Consider the following 22,079-nt stretch of genomic DNA (forward strand, 5'->3'; position numbering starts at 1 on the left):
TAGCGCGCAGTATCCGCACGGTGCTTGCATTCAACCGCTTGAAATGCTCATCATGTGCGCAATTTGTGCATGAATGGAGAGAAATTCATGGATGATGCGCGTCTCGATCAATTTGATCGCAAGATAATGGCGCTTCTGCAGGATGATGCGCGATTCACCAACAGCGATCTGGCGGAGCGCGTGAACCTGTCGCCCTCGCAATGCTCGCGCCGCCGTCTGCGGCTGGAAGAGGACGGCTATATCAAGGGCTACCGCGCCGTGCTCGACCGCGACCGTCTGGGTTTTTCGCTGGTCAACGTCATCTCGGTGACTTTAGCCACCCACAACCGCGATAACGCCCGCCGCTTCGGCGAGTTGGTCGCCCGCCTGCCCGAAGTGCAGGAGGCGCACGCGCTGACCGGCGAGATGGACTACATACTGAAGGTGGTGACGCCCGATCTCAAATCGTTGTCCGAATTCGTCAACGGCGTGCTCCTGCCGCACGAATCCGTGCAGCACGTGAAGACGGCGATCGTGCTGGAGACGCTTAAGGAAACCGGTGCGCTGCCGATTTAAATTTTCGCAAATTTATCGGATACGACGGCGCGAAGGATCGCCAGCCTGCGGAGTTGGCCTATCGCGCTAAGCCGTCACCCCCGCTGCTGCTGGATCAGCCCATAAAGATTGGTGCAGCGCGCGCCTGAGCGGCAATAGGCGAACACCGGGCCTTCCAGCTCGTCGAGCGCAGCCGCTTGGTCCTCGACATTGTCCATGGTGATCTGGCCGCTGATGACCGGGATGTAGCGGAAGCCGAGGCCGGCCGCCTCGGCCGCCGCCTTGACGCTATCGGCCGAAGGCTGGCCCGGCTGTTCGTCGTCCGGCCGGTTGCAGATCACGCTTTTGAAGCCGGCGTCCTTGATGGCGGCGATGTCCTGCGGCTGGATCTGGCCGGAGACCGAATAGTCGTCGCTGATCTGGCGGTATTCCATGATGTGGTCCTCGCAATCTCTTTGGCGCAGTCATGCCACCCCGGGACATGAGCGGCAATCCGTACGAGCGGATTTCTCTGCCAAATAGAGAATGTGGGCCGGAAAATCCAACCGGGCTCCCGCAGCGCCGCGTACCTCTTGGACACGCAATGGACGCTGCGGCAACCCAAAATGCCGGCCCGGTTGGATGCCTCGCCGCTCAGCTGCCGAGGATGCCGCTCAGCTGCCGAGGATAGCGCCTTTGATCTGCGTGATGTTGTTGTGCATCATGTCGATATAGGTCGATGCCGGTCCATCGGACCCCGACAGCGCATCCGAATAGAGCGTGCCGCCGACCTTGATGCCGGTCTCGCCGGCGATCTGCTCGATCAGCCGCGGATTGGTGATGTTTTCCACGAAGATCGCCGCCGCCTTGTCCTGCTTGACTTGGCCAACCAGCTTGGCGACATCGGCGGCCGACGGTTCGGAATCGGTCGAGATGCCCTGCGGCGCCAGGAAGGTCAGGCCGTAGTCGTGCTCGAAATAGCCGAAGGCGTCATGCGAGGTGATGACGACGCGCTTGGCTTGGGGGATCGACTGGATCGCCGCCTTCACTTCGCCGTCCAGCGCATCGAGCTTGGCGGTGTAGGCGGCAGCATTGGCCTTGTAGCTGTCGCAGCCTGCGCTATCGGCCGTGCAGAACGCCTCGGCGATGTTCTTCACATAGATCCTGGCGTTGGCGATCGACTGGAAGGCGTGCGGATCGGTGACGGTCTTGCCGCCGCCAGTGCCAGCACCTTCGGCGGCGTCCGCATCGGCGAATTCCGGCTTGAAGTCGATCGGCGTTACGCCCTTGGTCAGCGTCACGATCGCGGCCTTGGTGGCGCTGGCGTCGACCAGGCGCTGGAGAAAACCTTCGAAATGCAGGCCGTTGACCAGCACCACGTCGGCTTTGGCCATCGCCACCGCGTCCGCCGGGCTCGGCTCATAGACATGGGCGTCGCCGTCCGGCCCGACGATGGTGGTGATGTCCACCCGGTCGCCGCCGACATTTTTCGCAAAGTCGGCAATCACGGTGAAGCTCGCTACGACCTTGAGCGGCGCCGCGAAGGCGGACGATGTTGCGAAAGCGCTTAATGTTATAACGCTCAGCGTCAGCGCGGCACGGAAGGATTTCAGCATTGGGTGGTCTCCTTGCTTGGGAATTGCGGTCAGGCGGTTCGGTGTCGGTGATGCACGATGCGGGCACGCAGCACGCCGCGCGTGCCGAACAGGATCGAGCAGAAATAGACGACGCCGGCCGAGAGGATGATCGCCGGGCCGGAAGGCAGCGAGGCGTGATAGGACAAGAGCAGCCCGGCGATGCAGGAGGCGAAGCCGATCAGCACCGCCAGCGCGCACATCGGCTCCACACGCGCCGTCCAGAAGCGGGCCGCGGCGGCCGGCAGCATCATCAGCCCGACCGACAGCAGCGTGCCCAACGCCTGGAAACCGCCGACGAGGTTGAGCACGACAAGGCCCAAGAAAATGAAATGCACCGGGCTGCCCATGCGGCTCACCGAGCGCAGGAACAGCGGGTCGAGGCATTCGGCGACAAGCGCGCGCCAAAAGATGGCGAGGCAGGCGAGCGTCACCGCCACGATTCCGCCGATCAGGATGAGCGCCTCATCGTTGAGCGCCAGCACCGTGCCGAACAGCACATGCATCAGGTCGACGCTGGAGCCGCGGATCGACACCATCAGCACGCCGACGGCCAGCGAGATCAGATAGAAGGCCGCCATCGAGGCGTCCTCGCGCTGGATGGTGAAGCGCGACACCGCGCCCGCGCCGAGCGCGACGATGATGCCGGCGATCAGCCCGCCGATGGTCATCGGCAGGATTTCGAGCCCATAGAGCAGGAAGCCGGCGGCAGCACCGGGCAGGATGGCATGCGCCATCGCGTCGCCCGACAGGCTCATTCGCCGGAGCATCAGGAAGACGCCGACCGGGCAGGCGCCGAGCGACAGCATCAGCGAGCCGAACAGCGCCCGCTGCATGAAGGCGAAGTCGGCGAAGGGCGCGATGAACAGGCCGTAGAGGAAATCCATCACGCCGCCCTCGGTCCGGAGCCGTGCTGGTGGTCATGCGCATGATCATGGTGCGCGTGATCATGGCTGTGTTCATGATCACTCGGCTCACACCACGGCGCGTTTTCTTCCCACGCCTCGTGGAAGCGCCTTGCCTTGAGCAGATTTTCCGGACGCAGCGTTTCCTTGGTGTCGCCCCAGGCAACGGGCTGGCGGGCAAGCAGCAGCGTCTCGGGGAAATTCTGCCGCACCAAGTCGAGGTCGTGGATCACGACCATGATCGTGCGCTCCTCGCCATGCCAGCGCTTTATCAACTGGATGAGATCGCCGACCGTCTTGGCGTCGACCGCATTGAACGGCTCGTCGAGCAGGATGAGATCGGCGTCCTGCAACAGCACGCGGGCAAACAGCGTGCGCTGCAACTGGCCGCCGGAAAGCGTGTCGATCGGCCGCTTCTCGAAGCCGCCGAGCCCGACTGCCATCAGCGCCTTGCTGACGGATTCTCGGTCTTCCTTGGTGTAGCGCCCGAGCATGCCGCGCTTTGGCCACAGGCCGAGCGAGACCAGGTCGACGACCCGCGCCGGAAAGGAGCGGTCGAGCTCCGACTGCTGCGGAAGATAGGCGGTGCGGACGCCCGGCATACGGACCACCGCGCCTTCCATCGGCTTCAGCACGCCCACGATGCCCTTCATCAGCGTCGATTTGCCCGAGCCGTTGGCGCCCACCACCGCGGTCAGCGAACCTTTGCGGACGGTGCCGTTCAAATGATGGATGGCCGCGTGGCTGTTGTAGCCCAGCGTCAGGTCGCGGAAAGTCAGGCAGGCATTGGTCATCAGACAGTCGGTCCGCGAAATCGAGTGCGCTGTCGATATGTGATGTTATTACATTAGTCAACACGCCAGGCTGGCGCAATTGTGTCACGACAGGTCAACTCGCCGTGTAGGTGGGCGGCAGAGACCGGACAATTGGCTCAATTGGTTTCGTGGCCGCCGGCCTTGCCCCGCGCCGGCCCGGACTCTAAAGAGCAGCGACTCCCATAACGAAGGAACCTCCAATGAGCATTCGTCGCATCGATGTCGGCCCGCGCATGAGCCAGATCGTCATCCACGGCAACACCGTCTATCTGGCCGGCCAAGTCGGCGAGCCCGGCGGCAACGTCGCTTCGCAGACCCGCGACATCCTCAAGGCCATCGACGAATTGCTGGCCAAGGCCGGCACCGACAAGACCAAGATCGTCCAGGCGATCATCTGGCTGGCCGACATAGGCACCTTCGCCGAGATGAATTCGGAATGGGACAAGTGGGTGCCGCAGGGCCACACCCCGGCGCGCGCCACCGGTGAAGCCAAGCTCGCCGCCCCGGAGTATCTGGTCGAGATCATTGTGACGGCGGCGATTTAAGCGCCCGCTTTTCCTTCTCCCCTTGTGGGAGAAGGTGGCCGCGAAGCGGCCGGATGAGAGGTGTTCCAGGAAACGCCAACGTCTCACTCCGCTGGAACACCCCTCATCCGTCTCGGCGCTGCGCGCCGATCCTCCTTCTCCCGCAAGGGGAGAAGGAGAAGAGCTCATCCCTGCGACGGCGTGAATCTTGCCACCAGCGTGTGGCTCTCCGCCGGATAGACGAACCGAACATGCGTCACCGGATGCTCGGCGCTCCAGGTGCGGCGTTCGACCACCAGGCAGGGCGCGCCCACGTCGATATCGAGCGCATCGGCGATCGTCTCGTCGGCGGCCATGGCGCGGATGCGGTGCTCGGCCTCGCTCCACGGCACGCGGCCGATCAGCCAGGGGCCCGGCGCGATATCGAGAAATTCCTCCTCGCCGGCCTCGGCCACCGCTGAAAGATTGATCAGCCGCTGCTCGAGCGCGAACGGCCGTTCGCCGGCAAAATGCAGACCCTCGAGCGCCAGCACCGGACCGGGCGCGGAAAGTCCGAGCAGCGCACGGTCCTCGGCGCCGCTGCGCCGCTTGACGCGTTCCAGCCGCTCATAATGATAGGGCAGGCCGAGCGCCTCGACCTCGATTCGGATGTCGTGCAGCTCCAGCACCGCCGCCTGCGACTGCGGCTGGCGCACGAAACTGCCGGAGCGGCGGCGGCGCTCGATCAACCCGGCCTTGGCAAGTTGCGACAGCGCCTTGTTCACCGTCATGCGCGAGCAATTATAGTGAGCCGTCAGCTCATGCTCGAAGGGAATGCGATGGCCCGGCGCCCAGGCGCCCGACAGGATCTTTTCGCGGATATCCGACAGGATGCGTTGATGCAGCGAGAGGATCTCGCCGCCTTCGATGTCATCTATCTCGACGAGGCTCATCGGATGTTCCTGTTCAGCCCTGCGACAATGCGGTCATGACTTCGCGGAACCGCTTGGCAACCGCGTCGCGCTTGGCATGCCTGCCGCCGCTGACCTGCTTTTTGCCATGCACCCACACGCAATCGACCTTGCTGCCATTGGCAAAGATCCAGGCGTCGAGGACCGCGTCCCCAGCCTTGCCGGCCGGCGAAAGGTGGCCGGCGTCGAGCGAGACCAAATCGGCAGGGCTGCCGGCGGCAATCCGCGACTGGCCGGCGCCGAGCGCCTGGCTGCCGCCGTCGAACGACGCGTCGAACAGGGCGCGCCCCGTCGAGCCTCCGGCGCGGGCCAGCACGTTGCGGGCGCGGTGGGCGAGGCGCTGCGAATATTCGAGCTGCCGAAGCTCGTCCGGCAGGCCGATCAGCACGTTGGAATCGGAGCCGACCCCAAAGCGGCCACCATGCTCGATGAACAGTGGCGCCGCGAACGTACCATCGCCGAGATTGGCTTCGGTGATCGGACAGAGCCCGGCGATGGCGCCGGTCCGGGCCATGGCAATCGTCTCGACCTCGGTCATATGGGTGGCATGGATCAGGCACCAGCGCTTGTCGACTTTGGCGTTGGCGAGAAGGAATTCGACTGGACGCATTCCCGACCAGGCGACGCAGTCCTCGACTTCCTTCACCTGTTCGGCGACGTGGATATGGATCGGTCCGTCCGGCGCCATCGCGGCGACCGCATTGAGCTCGTCCGCCGTTGCGGCGCGCAGGCTGTGCGGCGCAACGCCGACGATGGCCCGCTCCAGCGAATGAACCGCCTCGCGGCTTTTCTCAAGCAGACGTCCGAAGCGCTCGACATCATTGATGAATCGCCGCTGGCCCTTGTTGGGAGCCGCGCCGCCGAAGGACGAATGGGCGTAAAAGACAGGCAGCAGCGTCAGGCCAATGCCGGTGTCTGAGGCGGCGGCCGAGATCCGCTCTGCCATTTCAGCGATATTGGCGTAAGGCTGTCCGTCGCGATCGTGGTGCAGGTAGTGAAACTCGCCGACGCGCGAAAAGCCGGCCTCCAGCATTTCGACATAGAGCTGCGCCGCCACAGCCTCGACCTGGTCCGGCGTCATCGACAGCGCGAAGCGATACATCACTTCGCGCCAGCTCCAGAAACTGTCGGCCGAAGGTCCGCGCAATTCGGCCAGACCCGCCATGCCGCGCTGGAAGGCGTGGCTGTGCAAATTGGGCATGCCGGGCATGACGATGGCGTGGCGCTCGTCGCCGCCTTGCACGGAAGCGCTGGCCTCGACCTTCGAGATGCGGCCGCCGTCGAAAGCGATCCTCACATTGCTATGCCAGCCCTCGGGCAGAAGCGCCTGTTCCGCAAAGATCGCCGTCACCTGCGTCTCCAAATCTCGATGCATGAGCGACGATATTGCTTGCGTCGCGTTTCAATATGTATATACATAATCGCCGTCCTTTCAAATGGAAAAGATGATGGGTGGAGCAAACAACAGGAGCGGCCATCGGGTCTGGCGCAATGCGCGCCTGGCGACCATTGTCGAGGGTGCGGCCGGCCTCGGCATCGTCGAGAAAGGCGCGGTCGCCGCGCATGACGGGCTTATCGTCTATGCCGGCCCCGAAGCCGACATGCCGGCTGCGGCCGGGCAGGGCGCCGAGACCGTCGATTGCGCTGGACGCTGGATCACCCCCGGCCTGATCGACTGTCACACGCATCTTGTCTATGCGGGAAACCGCGCCAACGAGTTCGAGATGCGGCTGGCCGGCGCCACATATGAGGAAGTGGCACGCGCCGGCGGCGGCATCGTCTCCTCGGTCAAGTCGCTGCGCGCCGCGAGCGAGGACGAGCTGGTCACCCAGACCCTGCCGCGGCTCGACGCGCTGATCGCCGAAGGCGTCACCACCGTCGAGGTCAAGTCCGGCTATGGCCTTGATGCCGACAATGAGAAGAAGTCGCTGCGCGCCGCCCGCCGGCTGGCCAGTGAGCGGCCGGTGACGATCCGCACCACTTGTCTCGCCGCCCACGCCCTGCCGCCGGAAGCCAAGGGCGACAGGGACGCGTTCATCGATCTCGTCGCCGGCACGATCCTCCCCGAGGTCGCCGCCGAAAAGCTCGCCGACGCGGTCGACGGTTTTTGCGAGGGCATCGCCTTCTCGCCGGAGCAAATGGCGCGCGTGTTCGATAAGGCAAAGGCGCTCGGCCTGCCCGTAAAACTCCACGCCGACCAACTCTCCAATCTGCATGGCGCGGCGCTTGCCGCCCGCTATGGCGCACTATCGGCCGACCATCTCGAATATACGGACGAGGAAGGCGCCGCCGCGATGGCCAAGGCCGGCACTGTGGCGACGATCCTGCCCGGCGCTTACTACTTCATCCGCGAGACGAAGAAGCCGCCGCTCGATCTCTTCCGCCGCCACGGCGTGAAAATGGCTGTCGCCACCGACTCCAATCCCGGCACCTCGCCGCTTACTTCGCTGCTGCTCACCATGAACATGGCCGCGACGCTGTTCGGCATGACCGTCGACGAATGCCTCGCCGGTGTCACTCGCGAAGCCGCGCGGGCGTTGGGCTTGCTTGAAAGCACCGGCACGCTGGAAGCCGGCAAATTGGCCGATCTCGCCATCTGGGACATCGTGCGCCCAGCCGAACTCGTCTACCGCATGGGCTTCAACCCGCTCCATGCCCGTATCTGGAGAGGACAATGACCGAACTTACCCTGACGCCCGGCAACGCGACGCTTGCCGACTGGCGCGCCATCTATCGCGGCGCCGTGCCGCGGCTTGACGCCGCCTGCCGGCCGAAGATCCGGGACAGCGCCGAGGCCGTCGCCCGCATCGTCGCCAAGGGCGAGCCGGTCTATGGCATCAACACCGGCTTCGGCAAGCTCGCCAGCGTCCGCATCCCGGCTGACGATCTCGAAACGCTCCAGCGCAACATCGTGCTCTCACATGCCGCCGGCGTCGGCGAGCCGATGCCCGTCGCCGTGGTGCGGCTGATGATGGCATTGAAGCTCGCCAGCCTGGCCCAGGGCGCATCCGGCGTGCGGCCCCGGACCATCGAATTGCTGGAAGCAATGCTCGCCAACGACGTCATCCCCGTCGTACCCGCGCAAGGCTCGGTTGGGGCTTCCGGCGATCTCGCACCGCTTTCGCATATGACAGCCGTGATGATCGGCGTCGGCGAATGCTTTACCCCGCATGGCCGGTTCCCGGCCAAGGTGGCCTTCGTCTCGCATGGGCTGGAGCCGGTGACATTGGGCGCCAAGGAGGGTCTCGCGCTGCTCAACGGCACGCAGTTCTCGACCGCCTTCGCGCTGGCCGGCCTGTTCGAGGCCGAGGTTCTCTACCAGTCGGCGCTGGTCGCCGGCGCGCTGTCGACCGATGCCGCCAAAGGGTCGGACGCCCCCTTCGACCCGCGCATCCATCTGTTGCGCAAGCATCGCGGCCAGATCGAGACGGCGGACGCGCTGCGCAATCTCATGGCCGGCAGCGCCATTCGTGAATCGCACCGTGTCGGCGACGAGCGCGTGCAGGATCCGTACTGCCTGCGCTGCCAGCCGCAGGTGATGGGCGCCGCGCTCGACGTGCTTCGCAAGGCCGCCGATACGCTCGAGACGGAGGCCAACGGCGTCACCGACAACCCGCTGATCTTCGCCGAGGACGACACCGCGCTTTCAGGCGGCAATTTCCACGCCGAGCCGGTGGCCTTCGCCGCCGACATGATTGCGCTCGCCGTCTGCGAGATCGGCTCGCTGTCGGAGCGTCGCATTGCCATGCTGGTCGACCCGGCACTGTCCGGCATGCCGGCCTTCCTCACACCGAAGCCGGGTTTGAACTCCGGTTTCATGATCCCCCAGGTGACGGCGGCAGCGCTCGTTTCCGAAAACAAGCAGAAGGCCTATCCGGCGAGCGTCGATTCCATTCCGACTTCGGCCAACCAGGAAGATCATGTCTCGATGGCCGCCCACGGCGCGCGCCGGCTGCTCGGCATGATCGAGAATGCGACCGCCGTCATCGGCATCGAATTGCTGGCCGCCGCGCAAGGCTGCGATTTTCACGCGCCGCTTGCGTCCAGCGATGCGCTGGAGGCGGTGCGCAAGCTGGTCCGGGCCGAAGTCCCGCATCTCGACAATGACCGCCATTTCCACCCCGACATGGAAAAGGCGATCGCCATAGTCCGCAGCGGCGCCGCGGTCAAAGCGGCGGGTGCCGTGAAGCTGCCGGGGATTGCGTCGTGAGAGCGCTCTCCAGGATAGGTCGCGTTCCTTCGCGCCCCCCTCTGGCCTGCCGGCCATCTCCCCCTCTAGGGGGGAGATCAGCAGCGGCTTTGGCGCCGCTCTTCCTTCAACGCAGGCGATTGGCGAAGGCCGGCGCGACAGCCAATCTCCCCCCAAGAGGGGGAGATGCCCGGCAGGGCAGAGGGGGGCGCCGTAGAACTCCAGCTTACGGAGGTCTCGCATGACCCCGTCCTGGCTCACCGTCACCCAGGGCACCGCGCCGCTGCTGGTTTCGATCCCGCACACCGGCCTCGACCTTGCCGGCCTCGACTCGCGTCTGGTCTCGACTTGGCTCGGCCGGCGCGACTGCGACTGGTGGATCGACAAGCTCTATGATTTCGCGACCGACCTCGGCGCCACGGTCGTGCACACCGCCATCTCGCGCACCGTCATCGACGTCAATCGCAATCCGTCGGGCGTCTCGCTCTATCCCGGCCAGGCGACGACAACCCTTTGCCCGACCGACACGTTTGACGGCGATCCGCTCTACCGCATGGGTGAGGAGCCGAGCCCATCCGAGATCGATCAGCGCCGCGCGGCCTATTTCGAGCCTTACCATGCCGCCCTGCAGGCCGAGATCGACCGGCTACGCGGCATGCATGACAAGATCGTGCTCTATGACTGCCATTCGATCCGCTCGGTGCTGCCGCGCCTGTTCAACGGCACGCTGCCGGTCTTCAACCTCGGTACGAATGATGGCAAGAGCGCCGATCCCGTGCTGCAGGAAAAAGTGGCCGCCATCCTGGCCGCGACCGGCGAGACCTGGGTGGCCAACGGCCGCTTCAAGGGCGGCTGGATCACCAGAAGCTTCGGCCAGCCCGGGAACGGCGTGCATGCGCTGCAGATGGAGCTCTCCAACCGCGGCTACATGCGCGAGCCTGCGGAAAAAGGTTCGCCGGAAAACTGGCCGGTACCTTACGACCCAAGCTACGCCGCGCCGATCCGCGCCACGCTGAAAACAATCCTCGAAACCGCCATTGACTGGGCCGGGCGCTGACCCGCGCCGCCCGCCTTGCTTGAAAGGGACAATGATGACCGATCCTCGTCACAACATCCGTGAAGTGCGCGCCCCCCGCGGCGACAAGCTCAATGCTCGCTACTGGACGACGGAAGCGCCGCTGCGCATGCTGATGAACAATCTCGACCCGGAGGTCGCCGAGAACCCGAACGAGCTCGTCGTCTATGGCGGCATCGGCAGGGCGGCGCGCACCTGGAACGATTTCGACCGCATCGTCGCTTCGCTGAAGACGCTGGGCGAGGACGAGACGCTGCTAGTGCAGTCGGGCAAGCCGGTCGGTGTTTTCAAGACCCACGCCAACGCGCCGCGCGTGCTCATCGCCAACTCCAACATCGTGCCGCACTGGGCAACCTGGGAGAAGTTCAACGAGCTCGATAGGAAGGGCCTGATGATGTACGGCCAGATGACGGCCGGCTCCTGGATCTATATCGGCACGCAGGGCATCGTTCAGGGCACCTACGAGACTTTCGTGGAAGCCGGCCGCCAGCACTATAATGGCGACCTCAAGGGCAAGTGGATCCTGACCGGCGGCCTTGGCGGCATGGGCGGCGCCCAACCCCTGGCAGCCGTCATGGCCGGCGCTTGCTGCCTTGCCATCGAGTGCAACCCGGACTCGATCGATTTCCGCCTGCGCACCCGCTATGTCGACGAGAAGGCCGAGACGCTCGACGAAGCGATGGAGATGATTAATCGCTGGACCAAGGCCGGCGAAGCAAGATCGGTCGGCCTGCTCGGCAACGCCGCCGAGATCGTGCCGGAGATGTTCAGGCGCGGCATCCGCCCCGACATCCTCACCGACCAGACCTCGGCGCATGACCCGATCAACGGCTATCTGCCGAAGGGCTGGTCGATGGCCGAGTGGCGCGAGAAGCGCACCTCGGATCCGAAGGCCGTCGAGAAGGCCGCCCGCGCCTCGATGCGCGAGCATGTCGAGGCGATGGTGGCGTTCTGGAACGCCGGCGTGCCGACGCTCGACTACGGCAACAACATCCGCCAGGTCGCCAAGGACGAGGGTTTCGAGAACGCCTTTGCATTCCCGGGCTTCGTGCCGGCCTATATCCGGCCGCTGTTCTGCCGTGGCATCGGCCCGTTCCGCTGGGCCGCTCTCTCGGGCGATCCGGAAGATATCTACAAGACCGACGCCAAGGTGCGCGAGCTCACCCCCGGCAACACCCATCTGCACAACTGGCTCGACATGGCGCGCGAGCGCATCTCGTTCCAGGGATTGCCGGCGCGCATCTGCTGGGTCGGCCTCGGCGACCGCCACCAGCTCGGTCTCGCCTTCAACGAAATGGTCGCCAAGGGCGAGCTCAAGGCGCCGGTCGTCATCGGCCGCGACCATCTCGATTCCGGCTCGGTCGCCTCGCCGAACCGCGAGACCGAAGCGATGAAGGACGGCTCCGACGCCGTTTCCGACTGGCCGCTGCTCAACGCGCTGCTCAACACCGCGTCCGGCGCGACCTGGGTGTCGCTGCACCATGGCGGCGGCGTCGGCATGGGCTTCTCGCAGCATGCCGGCATGGTCATCGTCGCCGACGGCACGGCTGACGCGGCTAAGCGCCTGGAACGTGTGCTGTGGAACGACCCGGCGACCGGCGTCATGCGCCATGCCGACGCCGGCTACGACATCGCCATCGAATGCGCCAAGGAGCACCAGCTTAACCTGCCGGGCATCCTGGGCTGAGCATGATGCCGAAAAGTGTGAGGCGGTTTTCGGGCAACATCATGCTCCTAACCAAAAAGACAGAGCTGGATGATTTCAGGTCGAATCGACTTGAAATCGTCCGGGTCTGAGCCGAATGCGCATCCTTCGTGCCGCCGATTACCGCGTTATGCCGTGGAAGAATGGCGGCGGCACCACCACCGAGATCGCCGTTTCGCCCGACGGCGCCGGGTTCGAGGATTTCGACTGGCGCGTCTCGATGGCCCGGGTCGAGACGAGCGGGCCGTTCTCAAGCTTCGCGGGCATAGATCGAACACTGTCGGTGCTGGAAGGCGAGGGGATCATTCTCGACATTGCCGGCCAGGCGCCGGCGCGGTTGACCACCGCCTCAGCGCCGCTCGCCTTTCCGGGCGACGTGCCGACCGGCGCGGCGCTGATCGGCGGCCCGATCACCGATCTCAACATCATGACCCGCCGTGGCCGCATGGCCCATGATGTCGAGCGCCGGTCTTTCACCGCCGAGATTCGGATCGCGCCGCGCGCCGACACCACCCTCGTTCTTGCCGTCGGTGCCGGCGCCACACTCATCACGGACGCTCGGCCGAGCCTCGGACCGCTCGACACGCTGATCCTCGACCGCGACAGCCCGGAATCGCGGCTTCAGCCCAAGGGGCGGGGCCTGCTTTTCGTGATCGGGCTCCACCGCCTCGCGGCCAACCATTAACGGCTGTTGCCAAACATGATCGCGGCTTGGGCGAATTATCGCCCGGCCCCTTGCATGTACCACGAAAAAGCCTGAATCCTTGCCCTGATCCAACCGGGGGCGGAGAGCGAGGGGCGTTCGCCCAAAAGCTGTCGAAAGGGCACGCCCCTGTTGTGGTGCGCAGAACAAACTTTCGGCCAACCAGTCATGCAACCAATTGCAATTGAACCGGTTTTAGGGGCATTGCCGTGGCGGTGACGCCGCATTGCGCCCGCCTTACGGAATTTTCAATGAACATTCAGACGAACCCGAACAAGATTGAACTGACAAGCGCCGGTTTCCCGGCGGCGACGGAAGCGCCGATACGCTCCAATTTCCTGCCTGAGGACCGGCTGCGCGCCTTGGGCGTCGGGCTCGCCAACGGTGAAGTCAAGGAATTGTTCGGCCTCGCCCCGTTCGAGTTCCACGCCCGCATCCGCGACAGCGCCAAGAAGATTCTCGAAGTCTACCGCTCGACCAATGCCGCCCAGGCCAAGGGCGAGACCATCACGCCGGCCGCGCAATGGCTGCTCGACAACAACTACCTTGTCGAGGAGACCATCTTCCAGGTCAAGCGCGACCTGCCGCGCCGCTTCTATCGGCAGTTGCCGACGCTCACGCTCGGCAACGGCACCGTCTTGCCGCGCGCCTTCGTCGTTGCCTGGAGCTATGTCGAGCATTCCGACAGCTCGGTCTCCGCCAGCATGTTCAAGGCAATCGTCGAGGGCTTCCAGTCGGTCGAGCCGATGAAGATCGGCGAACTCTGGGCGCTGCCGTCGCTGCTGCGTTTCGTGCTGATCGAGAACCTGCGCCGCATCGCCGTTCGCGTCGACCGCACCAGGCAGATGCGCCATGTCGCCAACGAGGTCGCCGACCGGGTTCTCGCGACCGACGACAATGCCGACCGCACCAGGATCCTGTCCAACTACAGCGCGCATGCGCAGGACACCACCTTCGCCACCCAGCTGCTCTACCGCCTGCGCGACGGGTCGCAGAACGCCGGCCGCGCGCTGGAATGGCTGGAAGGCGAGCTGGAAAAGACCGGTTCCGATGCCGAGGAGATCATCATCTCCGAGCATCAGACGCTCTCTAGCGGCAATGTCACCACCGGCAACATCATTCGCGGTCTGCGCCTCATCAATGACGTCGACTGGACGGTCTGGTTCGAGGGCGTCAGCCGCATCGACACGCTGCTGCGCGAAAAGACCGATTTCGCCAACCTCGATTTCTTCTCGCGCGACCAGTACCGCACCGCGATCGAACAGCTGGCGCGCCGCTCGCATCTCTCCGAATACCGCGTCGCCGAAAAGGCGATCGAGCTTGCCGGCCACACGCCCGGCCTCACCGATGCGTCCGGCGTGCCGGAAACCGCCGACCCCGCCGTGCACACCGATGTCGGCTTCTTCCTGGTCGGGCCGCGCCGGCAGGAACTGGAAAGGGCGATCGGCTACCGGCCGCCTTTCTATGTGACCTTCAAGCGAGGCTTTGCCAGCGCCGGCTGGCTGGGCATCGTCGTGCCGGTTTTCCTTTTGACGGCGCTGCTGCTGGTGCTGTCGGGCAAAGCGCTCGTCAATCTCGGCCTGTCGGTGGAATCGATCACGCTGATGCTGGCGCTGTTTGCCGTTCCGGCCAGCGAAGGCGCGCTGGCCTTCTTCAACACCGTGGTGGCGCTGTTCCTGAAGCCGACCAGGCTTGTCGGCTACGATTACAACAAGCACGGCATTCCGGCCGAATCGCGCACCTTGGTCGTGGTGCCTTCGCTGATCGGCTCGCGCGACGACGTGGAGGAAAACATCCGCAACATCGAGGTGCACCACCTCGCCAACACGGCGGACGAGATCCGTTTCGCGCTGTTGTCCGACTGGCCGGATTCCAAGACCGAGATCGACGTCGCCGACATCGAGATCCTGCAATACGCCCGCGACGAGATCGCCAGGCTCAACGCCCGCTATCCGTCCGAAGGTTCGCCGCGCTTCTACCTCCTGCATCGCCGCCGGCTCTATAACCAGGCGCAGGGCTGCTGGATGGGCTGGGAGCGCAAGCGCGGCAAGCTGCATGAGCTGAACCTTCTTTTGCGCGGCGACAGCGATACCACCTTCCTGCCGCTCGACGTGCCGCTGCCGGAAAACGTCGTCTATGTGATGACGCTCGACGCCGACACGCGCACCACGCGCGACGCGGTTTCGGACCTGGTCGGCAAGCTCGCCCATCCGCTGAACCGCCCGCATTTCGATCCGGTCAAGCGCATCGTCACCGCCGGCTACACCATCCTGCAGCCGCGCATCACCGCTTCGCTCACCAGCGGCGACGACGCCTCCTTCTTCCAGCGCGTCTTCTCGGCCAATCGCGGCCTCGACCCCTATGTCTTCGCGGTCTCCGACCTCTACCAGGACGTCTTCGGCGACGGCTCCTTCACCGGCAAGGGCCTCTACCATGTCGACGCCTTCGAAGCGGCTCTGAAGAACCGCATCGACGAAAACACCATCCTCAGCCATGACCTGCTCGAAGGCGCGCTGGCGCGCGCCGCGCTGGTCACCGACGTTGAGCTGGTCGAGGACTATCCGACCCGCTACTCGGTCGACGCCTCGCGCCACCACCGCTGGGCGCGCGGCGACTGGCAGCTGCTCGGCTACATCTTCGATCCGCGGTCCGGCGTGCCTGCGCTGTCGCGCTGGAAGATGGTCGACAATCTGCGCCGCTCGGTCACCCCGATCTTCTGGGTCATGGCCTGCGTCGCCGGCTGGACGCTGCTGCCCTTCACCCAGGCGGCGCAGTGGCAGGCTCTTATGATCCTCAGCCTGTTCATGGCGCCGACCTTCGACATCGTGAACGGCATCCTGCCGAAGAGCGGCGACCAGACGCCGCGCGGCCATTTCTCCGCCTTGGCCCGCGATACCGTGTTCGGCACAGCGCTTGTGGCGCTCAAGGTGCTTCTGATGGCGCATCTCGCCTGGATGATGGGCGATGCCATCATCCGCACCATCTATCGGCTCTTCGTCAGCCGGCAAAATCTTTTGGAATGGCGTACCGCCTCGCAAGCCGCCAAGGGCGGCAACGATCTCGGCGCCTATTACGGCATGATGTACGGCGCTGTGATCATCGGCGTCGTCGGCCTGGCGATTCCGGTGCTGGCCGATTCCACCGGCGCCTTCGTCGCCTTCTTCTTCGCCATCTTCTGGATCGCTTCGCCCGCCGTCGCCTGCTGGATCAGCCGCTCGGCCGAGACCGAGGACAGGCTGCGTATCTCGACCGCCGACATCCACGCGCTGCGCACCTTCGCGCGCCGCACCTGGCACTATTTCGAGACCTTCGTGACGGCCGAGCAGCATCACCTGCCGCCGGATAATTTCCAGGAAAGCCCGGCGCCGGTTGTGGCGCCGCGCACCTCGCCGACCAATATCGGCGTCTATCTGCTCTCGGTTGTATCGGCGCGCGATTTCGGCTGGATCAGCCTGTCGGACGCCATCACCCGCATCGACGCCACGATGACGACCATCGAGAACATGCCGCGCGATCGCGGCCATCTCTATAACTGGTATGACACCACGACACTGAAGCCGCTCTATCCGCTCTACATCTCGGCGGTCGACAGCGGCAATCTCGCTGGACATCTCGTCGCGGTGGCGGCGTCCTGCGCCGAATGGGCCGAAGCGCCTTCCGTGCATCTGCAAGGAGATTTCGAAGGCATCATCGACACCGTCACTATCCTTGACGAGAACCTGGACGAGCTGCCGGACGACCGCCGGCAACTGCGGCCGCTGCGCCAGCGCCTTGCCGACCGTCTCGACGGCATGCGCCGCGCGGTGGCGACCATCAAGGCGCAGCCTGAGATGGCGTCGATCCGCACCATCAATCTTGCGGTGCTGGCCGGCGAGATACGCAAGCTCGCCACCGCCATCCACACCGAGGCGGCATCGCCGAAGAGCGATGTCATCGCCGACTGGGCGGCCAGGCTGGAAGCGACCTGCGAGGCGCATGTGCACGATTCGCACAATGACGATAGCGCGGTCGCCGCTCTGCGCGCCAAGCTGCTCGCCTTGCGCGAGCGCTGTCGCCGCTATGCCTTCGAGATGGATTTCTCCTTCCTGATGCGGCAGGAGCGCAAGCTGCTGTCGATCGGTTACCGCGTCGAGGACCGCCAGCTCGACGAGAGCTGCTACGACCTGCTTGCTTCCGAAGCGCGGCTCACCAGCCTGTTCGCCATCGCCAAGGGCGACCTGCCGACCGAGCACTGGTTCCGTCTGGGACGGCCGATCGTCGAGATCGGCTTCCAGGGCGCGCTGATGTCCTGGTCGGGCTCGATGTTCGAGTATCTGATGCCGCCGCTGGTGATGAAGGAGCCGCAGGGCTCGATCCTCAACCAGACCAGCAAGCTCATCATCAAGCGCCAGATCCAGTATGCGCGTTCCAAGAACGTGCCCTGGGGCATTTCGGAAGCGGCCTACAACGCTCGCGACCGCGAACTCACCTACCAGTACACCAATTTCGGCGTACCCGGGCTCGGCCTCAAGCGCGGCCTTGGCCAAAACACCGTGATCGCGCCCTATGCGACGATCCTGGCCGCACAGTTCAGTCCGCGCGAGGCGGTGCAGAACCTGCAGCGGCTGCGTTCGATCGGCGCGCTCGGCCGCCACGGCTTCTACGACGCGGTCGATTTCACGCCGCAACGCGTGCCCGAAGGCACCGACCACGCCGTGGTGCAGAACTATATGGCGCACCATTCCGGCATGACGATCGCGGCGGTGGCCGACGCCATTTTCGAGGGCCGGCTGCGCGAGCGTTTCCACAGCGACCCGGTGATCGAATCGGCCGAGCTTCTGTTGCAGGAGAAGGCGCCGCGCGACATTCCGACGGCGACCGTCAGGACGGAGGCCGACGAGCGCTCCAAGGACGAGACCGAGGCCGAGAGCCCGGACAGCCGTGTCGTGCTCGATCCGATCAAGGCGCTGCGGGCGACCAACGTCATGTCCAACGGCCGCTATTCGGTCATGGTCACCGCCACCGGCTCCGGCTACAGCCGCTTCGGCGAGCTTGCCGTCACCCGCTGGCAGCCGGATCCGAGCGAGGATCGCCTCGGCTCCTATATTTTCCTGCGCGACGCGGCGACCGGCGACTGGTGGTCGGCCACCGCGGAGCCGAAGCGCGCCGAGGGCGAGCGCGTCCAGACGCTGTTTGGCGACGACAAGGCGAGCTTCACCAAGACGGTGGGTTCGCTGCGTTCGGAAGTCGAATGCATCGTCATTTCAGAAGGCAATGGCGAGGGCCGCCGCATCACGCTCTACAATGACGGCGCCACCGACCGGCACATCGAAGTGACCTCCTTCGCCGAGCTGGTGCTCGGCAACGAGACTTCGGACAACGCGCATCCGGCGTTCTCCAAGATGTTCGTCGAGACCGAGATCGCGCCGAACAACAGCGCGATCTTCGCCACAAGGCGCAAGCGCGACAACAACGATCCCGACCTCACCATGGTGCATTTCGTCACCGACCCGTCCGGCCCGTCGCGCGATGCCGAGGCCGAGACCGACCGGCGCGCCTTCATCGGCCGTGGCCGCACCATCGCCGATGCCGTCGCCTTCGACCCCGGCGTCAGGCTTTCGGGCAGCCAGGGCTTCACGCTCGACCCGGTAGCGGCGCTGCGTCGCCAGGTGCGCGTGCCGGCCAACAAGAAGATATCGCTGACCTTCTGGACCGCCGTCGGCGCCAATCGCGGCGAGCTCGACGAGGCGATAGCCCGTCTCGACCACCAGGAGAGCTTCGCCCGCCAGGCCATGCTTGCCTGGACGCGCAGCCAGGTGCAGACGCGCCATCTGGGGCTCAGCCTCACCGACGCCGCCAATGTGCAGAAGCTGGCGCGCTATTTGATCTATCCCGATCCGTTCCTGCGCCTGCCGGCGGAATCTATCGCGTCGGGCCTCGGCCGCCAGTCGAGCCTGTGGCCGACCAGCATCTCCGGCGATTTCCCGATCTTCCTCGTGCGCATCGGCGACGTCGCCGATCTCGAGATCGTCGCCCAGGCGCTCCGCTTCCAGGAATATATGCGGGCGCGGGGCATGATGATCGACTTCGTCGTCGTCAACGAGCAGGCCTCGTCCTATGTGCAGGACCTGCAGCGCGCGGTGGAGACGCTGTGCGAGAACAGCCGCCTGCGCGGCCGTGAGCTCGGGCCCCGCCAGCATATCTTCGCGGTGCGCCGCGACCTGATGGACGAGCCGACCTACAAGACTTTGCTGTCGGTGGCGCGGGTCGTGCTGCACACCCGCAACGGCACGATCTTCGATCAGCTCGAACGTGCCGAGACGGCGGCGCTCCAGGCACGCGACGCCTTGATGCAGGCCGAGGGCGGCACGCCGCGCGAGCCCGTTCCGCCGCTGCCCTTGCCGGTGCCGGCAAGCCGAAGCGGAGCCGACATTGCCGCCGACGGCAGCGGTCTCAGCCTCTGGAACGGCTTTGGCGGCTTCGACGGCGACGGCCGCCACTATGTGACGCGGCTGACCGGGCGGCGTTCGACGCCGCAGCCCTGGATCAACGTGATCTCCAACGCCTCCTTCGGCTTCCACGTCTCGGCCGAAGGCGCCGGTTTCACCTGGAGCCGCAACAGCCGCGACTATCAGCTGACGCCGTGGTCGAACGACCCGGTGTCGAACCGGCCGGGCGAAGGCTTCTATATTTTCGACCAATTGAGCGGCAAGGCCTTCTCGCCGATGGCCGCGACGGTGCGCGATCCGTCGATGACCTATGAGACCTGGCACGGCCAGGGCTTCTCGACCTTCCGCTCCAGGCGCGGTTCGCTGTCGATGGACCTGACGCAGGTGGTCGATCCCACCGATCCTGTGAAGATCACCCGGCTGCGCATCCAGAATGCCGGCCCGGCGCCGGCGCGGTTGCGCATTTATGCCTATGCCGAATGGGTGCTGGGCGGCCATCGCTCGCGCACGGCGGCGACCATCGTACCGTCGCGCGACGCCGCCACCGGCGCCATGCTGGCGCAGAATCCGTATGGCCTCGACTTCGGCGAGCGTGTCGCTTTCCTGGCGGCCAGCCATCCTGTCCATTCGGTAACCGCCGACCGCAGCGAGTTCATCGGCAGGCACGGCACGACCGAATATCCGCAGGCCGTGCTTGGCGGGCTTGCGCTTTCCGGCCGCATCGAGGCGGGCGACGATCCTTGCGCTGTCGTCGCCAGCGACATCGACATTCCCGCCGGCGGCGACGTGACACTGTCCTGGCTGCTTGGCGACGCGGCCACGCCCGCCGAGGCGAGCGCGCTGGTGCAGACCCATCGCGGCAAGGATTTCGATCAGCGCCTGGCCGATAACGAGCGCGTCTGGCGCGGCTTCCTCGACACCATCCAGGTCGAGACGCCCGACGAAGCGATGAACGCCATGGTCAACCATTGGCTGCCTTACCAGAGCCTGGCCTGCCGCATCCGCGCGCGCTCGGCCTTCTACCAGGCGAGCGGCGCGTTCGGCTTCCGCGACCAGTTGCAGGACACGCTCTCGCTTCTGGCGCATGACTCCAAGCTGGCGCGCGACCAGATCCTCAACGCGGCGCGCCGGCAATTCCCGGAAGGCGACGTGCAGCATTGGTGGCTGCCGCGCACCGATGCCGGGGTGCGCACGATGATCTCGGACGACGTAGTCTGGCTGGCGCATGCGACGGCCCGCTACATCGAGGTGACGGGCGATGCCGGTATCCTGAAGGAGCAGTTGCCCTTCATCGACGGACAGCAGCTCGGCGAAGGCGAGCATGACGCCTTCTTCACGCCGGAGATCACCAAGAACACCGCGCCGCTCTATGAACATTGCGCGCGGGCGCTCGATCTCGCGATCAAGCGCAGCAGCCCCGCCGGCCTGCCGCTCATCCTTGGCGGCGACTGGAACGACGGCATGAACCGTGTCGGCGAGGGCGGCAAGGGCGAGAGCGTGTGGCTGGGCTGGTTCCTGCTGAAGACGCTCACCGACTTCGCGCCTGTCGCCAAGGGGCAGGGCGACACCAAGCGGGCACAGGCCTGGACCAAGCACGCGGACGCGCTGAAGCGGGCCCTGGAAAGCACCGCCTGGGACGGCCAATGGTACCGGCGCGGCAGCTTCGACGACGGTACGCCGCTCGGCTCGCACAATTCGGACGAGTGCAGGATCGACTCGATCGCCCAGTCCTGGAGCGTGCTGTCGGGCGAGGGCGACCCCGCGCGCTCGACGACGGCTATGGAACAGGCGACCGAGATACTGGTCGACGACAAGCTCAAGATCGTCAAGCTGTTCACGCCGCCCTTCTCCAAGAGCGAGAAGGACCCGGGCTATATCAAGAGCTATCCGCCGGGGGTGCGTGAGAATGGCGGCCAGTACACCCATGCTGCCACCTGGTTCGTGATCGCGCTGGCTGAAATGGGCCGCACCGACGAAGCTTATCGCTGCTTCTCGATGCTGAACCCGGTCAACCACGCTTCGGACGAGGTGGCGGCCGAGCACTATCGCGTGGAACCCTATGTCGTGGCCGCCGACATCTATGCCGGCGAAGGCAAGGGCGGCCGCGGCGGCTGGACCTGGTACACGGGCTCGGCCGGCTGGCTTTACCGCGCCGCGGTGGAGGGCATTCTCGGTATCGAGCGGCGCGGCAAGGAGATCACGTTTAGGCCGAAGCTGCCCGGGCACTGGGACGGCTACGCCGCGACGCTCAAGATGTTCGACGGCGAGATCAAGCTTCGTGTTATCCGCGACAAAAAGACCAAGTCGATCTCGCTAGAAGTCGATGGTTCGAAGAAAAAATCGGCCTCTTTCGAGCCGAAATCCGGCGGCAAGACCGAAGTCGTCGTCAGGATACCTGCGTAAAATCAAAGGTTTGGTTCGTCGGCCGCGCATCCCTCGGGGTGCGCGGCCGATCGCCGTTTTTTACTTGGCGCGGCTCTCGCGTCCGATCGCGCGCCTTCCTTTAGGGCAGCCTAAGCAAGCAGCTTGTGATTAAAAATGTGGCAGCGCGAGGCAGGTGCCATTATTTTGCCGCAAGCCTGACATTTCACCTTTTATCTCAAACCGTTAGGTGATCACGTCAGATTTCGTACCGTCG

At 65.2% G+C, this 22,079-nt stretch carries 14 protein-coding genes; 8 read left to right on the forward strand and 6 right to left on the reverse strand.

Annotated elements, in window-relative coordinates; genetic code table 11:
• Positions 1–87: 87 nt before the first annotated feature.
• The gene (locus tag FJ425_RS13120) at positions 88–555 is read left to right on the forward strand and encodes an Lrp/AsnC family transcriptional regulator (protein WP_140546798.1); all 468 of its coding nucleotides are present in this window, start codon (positions 88–90) and stop codon (positions 553–555) included.
• 74 nt (positions 556–629) lie between these two features.
• Here the strand turns inward: FJ425_RS13120 and FJ425_RS13125 are convergent, their stop codons facing one another.
• The 4 genes from FJ425_RS13125 to aztA all read right to left on the reverse strand — a co-directional run bounded on the left by FJ425_RS13125 (position 630) and on the right by aztA (position 3,846).
• Complete coding sequence (locus FJ425_RS13125; RefSeq protein ID WP_140723942.1) at positions 630–968, reverse strand: TIGR01244 family sulfur transferase; 339 nt, start codon at positions 966–968, stop codon at positions 630–632.
• 219 nt (positions 969–1,187) lie between these two features.
• Entirely contained in the window at positions 1,188–2,129 is a 942-nt protein-coding gene (gene aztC, locus FJ425_RS13130) for a zinc ABC transporter substrate-binding protein AztC (protein ID WP_140723946.1), read from the reverse strand.
• Positions 2,130–2,158: 29 nt separating this feature from the next.
• On the reverse strand, positions 2,159–3,034 hold the full coding sequence (gene aztB, locus FJ425_RS13135; protein ID WP_140634059.1) for a zinc ABC transporter permease AztB: 876 nt from the start codon (positions 3,032–3,034) through the stop codon (positions 2,159–2,161).
• Complete coding sequence (aztA, locus tag FJ425_RS13140) at positions 3,034–3,846, reverse strand: zinc ABC transporter ATP-binding protein AztA (protein ID WP_140723949.1); 813 nt, start codon at positions 3,844–3,846, stop codon at positions 3,034–3,036. The genes aztB and aztA overlap by 1 nt, the downstream gene beginning before the upstream one ends.
• A gap of 221 nt (positions 3,847–4,067) precedes the next feature.
• Here aztA and FJ425_RS13145 point away from each other — a divergent pair, with 221 nt between their 5' ends.
• Positions 4,068–4,412, forward strand: a complete 345-nt coding sequence (locus tag FJ425_RS13145; protein ID WP_140723952.1) for a RidA family protein — start codon at positions 4,068–4,070, stop codon at positions 4,410–4,412.
• A gap of 164 nt (positions 4,413–4,576) precedes the next feature.
• Here FJ425_RS13145 and hutC read toward each other — a convergent pair whose 3' ends face one another.
• Both hutC and FJ425_RS13155 read right to left on the reverse strand, forming a co-directional pair.
• On the reverse strand, positions 4,577–5,323 hold the full coding sequence (hutC, locus tag FJ425_RS13150) for a histidine utilization repressor (RefSeq protein WP_140723955.1): 747 nt from the start codon (positions 5,321–5,323) through the stop codon (positions 4,577–4,579).
• 13 nt (positions 5,324–5,336) lie between these two features.
• Complete coding sequence (locus tag FJ425_RS13155) at positions 5,337–6,692, reverse strand: formimidoylglutamate deiminase (RefSeq protein WP_140723959.1); 1,356 nt, start codon at positions 6,690–6,692, stop codon at positions 5,337–5,339.
• Positions 6,693–6,786: 94 nt separating this feature from the next.
• On the opposite strand from FJ425_RS13155, the gene hutI reads away from it, so the two are divergent.
• From hutI to FJ425_RS13190, 6 genes are all read left to right on the forward strand, one after another.
• The gene (gene hutI, locus FJ425_RS13160; RefSeq protein WP_140723962.1) at positions 6,787–8,019 is read left to right on the forward strand and encodes an imidazolonepropionase; all 1,233 of its coding nucleotides are present in this window, start codon (positions 6,787–6,789) and stop codon (positions 8,017–8,019) included.
• The gene (gene hutH, locus FJ425_RS13165; protein WP_140723966.1) at positions 8,016–9,551 is read left to right on the forward strand and encodes a histidine ammonia-lyase; all 1,536 of its coding nucleotides are present in this window, start codon (positions 8,016–8,018) and stop codon (positions 9,549–9,551) included. Before hutI ends, hutH begins: the two co-directional genes overlap by 4 nt.
• A 220-nt stretch (positions 9,552–9,771) precedes the next feature.
• Positions 9,772–10,587: an N-formylglutamate deformylase gene (hutG, locus tag FJ425_RS13175; protein WP_140723969.1), complete on the forward strand. Its 816-nt coding sequence runs from the start codon at positions 9,772–9,774 to the stop codon at positions 10,585–10,587.
• A 31-nt stretch (positions 10,588–10,618) separates the two neighbouring features.
• The gene (gene hutU, locus FJ425_RS13180) at positions 10,619–12,292 is read left to right on the forward strand and encodes a urocanate hydratase (protein WP_181164973.1); all 1,674 of its coding nucleotides are present in this window, start codon (positions 10,619–10,621) and stop codon (positions 12,290–12,292) included.
• A 115-nt stretch (positions 12,293–12,407) separates the two neighbouring features.
• On the forward strand, positions 12,408–12,995 hold the full coding sequence (locus tag FJ425_RS13185) for a HutD family protein (RefSeq protein ID WP_140634041.1): 588 nt from the start codon (positions 12,408–12,410) through the stop codon (positions 12,993–12,995).
• 269 nt (positions 12,996–13,264) lie between these two features.
• Complete coding sequence (locus tag FJ425_RS13190) at positions 13,265–21,844, forward strand: glucoamylase family protein (protein ID WP_140723972.1); 8,580 nt, start codon at positions 13,265–13,267, stop codon at positions 21,842–21,844.
• The last annotated feature ends 235 nt before the right edge of the window (positions 21,845–22,079 follow it).

This window comes from Mesorhizobium sp. B2-7-2 (assembly GCF_006440775.1).
Taxonomy (GTDB): Bacteria; Pseudomonadota; Alphaproteobacteria; order Rhizobiales; family Rhizobiaceae; genus Mesorhizobium.

Bases quoted from the DNA above. Each gene is read 5' to 3' on its own strand.
- FJ425_RS13120 (WP_140546798.1), top strand. From the start codon at position 88: ATGGATGATGCGCGTCTCGATCAATTTGATCGCAAGATAATGGCGCTT.
- FJ425_RS13125 (WP_140723942.1), bottom strand. From the start codon at position 968: ATGGAATACCGCCAGATCAGCGACGACTATTCGGTCTCCGGCCAGATC.
- aztC (WP_140723946.1), bottom strand. From the start codon at position 2,129: ATGCTGAAATCCTTCCGTGCCGCGCTGACGCTGAGCGTTATAACATTA.
- aztB (WP_140634059.1), bottom strand. From the start codon at position 3,034: ATGGATTTCCTCTACGGCCTGTTCATCGCGCCCTTCGCCGACTTCGCC.
- aztA (WP_140723949.1), bottom strand. From the start codon at position 3,846: ATGACCAATGCCTGCCTGACTTTCCGCGACCTGACGCTGGGCTACAAC.
- FJ425_RS13145 (WP_140723952.1), top strand. From the start codon at position 4,068: ATGAGCATTCGTCGCATCGATGTCGGCCCGCGCATGAGCCAGATCGTC.
- hutC (WP_140723955.1), bottom strand. From the start codon at position 5,323: ATGAGCCTCGTCGAGATAGATGACATCGAAGGCGGCGAGATCCTCTCG.
- hutI (WP_140723962.1), top strand. From the start codon at position 6,787: ATGATGGGTGGAGCAAACAACAGGAGCGGCCATCGGGTCTGGCGCAAT.
- hutH (WP_140723966.1), top strand. From the start codon at position 8,016: ATGACCGAACTTACCCTGACGCCCGGCAACGCGACGCTTGCCGACTGG.
- hutG (WP_140723969.1), top strand. From the start codon at position 9,772: ATGACCCCGTCCTGGCTCACCGTCACCCAGGGCACCGCGCCGCTGCTG.
- hutU (WP_181164973.1), top strand. From the start codon at position 10,619: ATGATGACCGATCCTCGTCACAACATCCGTGAAGTGCGCGCCCCCCGC.
- FJ425_RS13185 (WP_140634041.1), top strand. From the start codon at position 12,408: ATGCGCATCCTTCGTGCCGCCGATTACCGCGTTATGCCGTGGAAGAAT.
- FJ425_RS13190 (WP_140723972.1), top strand. From the start codon at position 13,265: ATGAACATTCAGACGAACCCGAACAAGATTGAACTGACAAGCGCCGGT.